This is a genomic window from Streptomyces sp. NPDC127068 (assembly GCF_042724695.1).
Classification (GTDB): Bacteria; Actinomycetota; Actinomycetes; order Streptomycetales; family Streptomycetaceae; genus Streptomyces.
Genome location: NZ_JBHXEN010000118.1, coordinates 1 through 3,200, shown reverse-complemented (window position 1 = coordinate 3,200; position 3,200 = coordinate 1). Strand labels below are relative to the sequence as shown.

General features: G+C 56.6%; 1 rRNA gene. It reads right to left on the bottom strand.

Annotated elements, in window-relative coordinates:
- Window positions 1–22 precede the first annotated feature (22 nt).
- A 23S ribosomal RNA gene (locus tag ACFWIA_RS35025) occupies window positions 23–3,145 on the bottom strand.
- Window positions 3,146–3,200 lie beyond the last annotated feature (55 nt).

Below are 3,200 nucleotides of genomic sequence, written 5' to 3'. Positions count from 1 at the left end.
AACACAGTGGACGCGAGCAACTGAGGACAAGCCCTCGGCCTATTAGTACCAGTCAACTCCACCGGTCACCCGGCTTCCATATCTGGCCTATCAACCCAGTCGTCTACTGGGAGCCTTACCCCATCAAGTGGGTGGGAGTCCTCATCTCGAAGCAGGCTTCCCGCTTAGATGCTTTCAGCGGTTATCCCTCCCGAACGTAGCCAACCAGCCATGCCCTTGGCAGGACAACTGGCACACCAGAGGTTCGTCCGTCCCGGTCCTCTCGTACTAGGGACAGCCCTTCTCAAGACTCCTGCGCGCGCAGCGGATAGGGACCGAACTGTCTCACGACGTTCTAAACCCAGCTCGCGTACCGCTTTAATGGGCGAACAGCCCAACCCTTGGGACCGACTCCAGCCCCAGGATGCGACGAGCCGACATCGAGGTGCCAAACCATCCCGTCGATATGGACTCTTGGGGAAGATCAGCCTGTTATCCCCGGGGTACCTTTTATCCGTTGAGCGACGGCGCTTCCACAAGCCACCGCCGGATCACTAGTCCCGACTTTCGTCCCTGCTCGACCCGTCGGTCTCACAGTCAAGCTCCCTTGTGCACTTACACTCAACACCTGATTACCAACCAGGCTGAGGGAACCTTTGGGCGCCTCCGTTACTCTTTAGGAGGCAACCGCCCCAGTTAAACTACCCATCAGACACTGTCCCTGATCCGGATCACGGACCCAGGTTAGACATCCAGCACGACCAGAGTGGTATTTCAACAGCGACTCCACAACCACTGGCGTGGCCGCTTCAAAGTCTCCCACCTATCCTACACAAGCCGAACCGAACACCAATATCAAACTGTAGTAAAGGTCCCGGGGTCTTTCCGTCCTGCTGCGCGAAACGAGCATCTTTACTCGTAGTGCAATTTCACCGGGCCTATGGTTGAGACAGTCGAGAAGTCGTTACGCCATTCGTGCAGGTCGGAACTTACCCGACAAGGAATTTCGCTACCTTAGGATGGTTATAGTTACCACCGCCGTTTACTGGCGCTTAAGTTCTCAGCTTCGCCACACCGAAATGCAGCTAACCGGTCCCCTTAACGTTCCAGCACCGGGCAGGCGTCAGTCCGTATACATCGCCTTACGGCTTCGCACGGACCTGTGTTTTTAGTAAACAGTCGCTTCTCGCTGGTCTCTGCGGCCACCCCCAGCTCAGAGCGCGAAGCTCATCACCAGAAATGGCCCCCCTTCTCCCGAAGTTACGGGGGCATTTTGCCGAGTTCCTTAACCATAGTTCACCCGAACGCCTCGGTATTCTCTACCTGACCACCTGAGTCGGTTTAGGGTACGGGCCGCCATAAAACTCGCTAGAGGCTTTTCTCGACAGCATAGGATCATCCACTTCACCATAATCGGCTCGGCATCAGGTCTCAGCCTTAATGAGTAGCGGATTTACCTACCACTCGGCCTACACCCTTACCCCGGGACAACCACCGCCCGGGATGGACTACCTTCCTGCGTCACCCCATCACTCACCTACTACAAGTCCGGGTCACCGGCTCCACCACTTTCCATTCCCCGAAGGGTCCGGAACGGCTTCACGGGCTTAGCATCGCCTGATTCAATGTTTGACGCTCTACAGCGGGTACCGGAATATCAACCGGTTATCCATCGACTACGCCTGTCGGCCTCGCCTTAGGTCCCGACTTACCCTGGGCAGATCAGCTTGACCCAGGAACCCTTAGTCAATCGGCGCACACGTTTCCCACGTGTGTATCGCTACTCATGCCTGCATTCTCACTCGTGAACCGTCCACCACTGCCTTCCGGCGCAGCTTCACCCGGCACACGACGCTCCCCTACCCATCACAGCAGGCGTTGGCCCTCAATGCTGCAATGACACGACTTCGGCGGTACGCTTGAGCCCCGCTACATTGTCGGCGCGGAATCACTAGACCAGTGAGCTATTACGCACTCTTTCAAGGGTGGCTGCTTCTAAGCCAACCTCCTGGTTGTCTGTGCGACTCCACATCCTTTCCCACTTAGCGTACGCTTAGGGGCCTTAGTCGATGCTCTGGGCTGTTTCCCTCTCGACCATGGAGCTTATCCCCCACAGTCTCACTGCCGCGCTCTCACTTACCGGCATTCGGAGTTTGGCTAAGGTCAGTAACCCGGTAGGGCCCATCGCCTATCCAGTGCTCTACCTCCGGCAAGAAACACACGACGCTGCACCTAAATGCATTTCGGGGAGAACCAGCTATCACGGAGTTTGATTGGCCTTTCACCCCTAACCACAGGTCATCCCCCAGGTTTTCAACCCTGGTGGGTTCGGTCCTCCACGACCTCTTACAGCCGCTTCAACCTGCCCATGGCTAGATCACTCCGCTTCGGGTCTTGGGCATGCTACTCAAACGCCCTATTCGGACTCGCTTTCGCTACGGCTTCCCCACACGGGTTAACCTCGCAACACACCGCAAACTCGCAGGCTCATTCTTCAAAAGGCACGCAGTCACGACATACAAGCAAGCTTGCATGCGACGCTCCCACGGCTTGTAGGCACACGGTTTCAGGTACTATTTCACTCCCCTCCCGGGGTACTTTTCACCATTCCCTCACGGTACTATCCGCTATCGGTCACCAGGGAATATTTAGGCTTAGCGGGTGGTCCCGCCAGATTCACACGGGATTTCTCGGGCCCCGTGCTACTTGGGAAAAAGTGCAAGCAAGTCGCTGACATTTCGACTACGGGGGTCTTACCCTCTACGCCGGGCCTTTCGCATGCCCTTCGTCTACATCAACGATTTATAACTCACCGACCAGCCGGCAGACTGATCAAGCACAATCCCACAACCCCTCAAACGCAACCCCTGCCGGGTATCACACGCCTAAGGTTTAGCCTCATCCAGTTTCGCTCGCCACTACTCCCGGAATCACGGTTGTTTTCTCTTCCTGCGGGTACTGAGATGTTTCACTTCCCCGCGTTCCCTCCACATGCCCTATGTGTTCAGGCATGGGTGACAGCCCATGACGACTGCCGGGTTTCCCCATTCGGAAACCCCCGGATCAAAGCCTGGTTGACGGCTCCCCGGGGACTATCGTGGCCTCCCACGTCCTTCATCGGTTCCTGGTACCAAGGCATCCACCGTGCGCCCTTAAAAACTTGGCCACAGATGCTCGCGTCCACTGTGCAGTTCTCAAACAACGACCAACCACCCGTCACA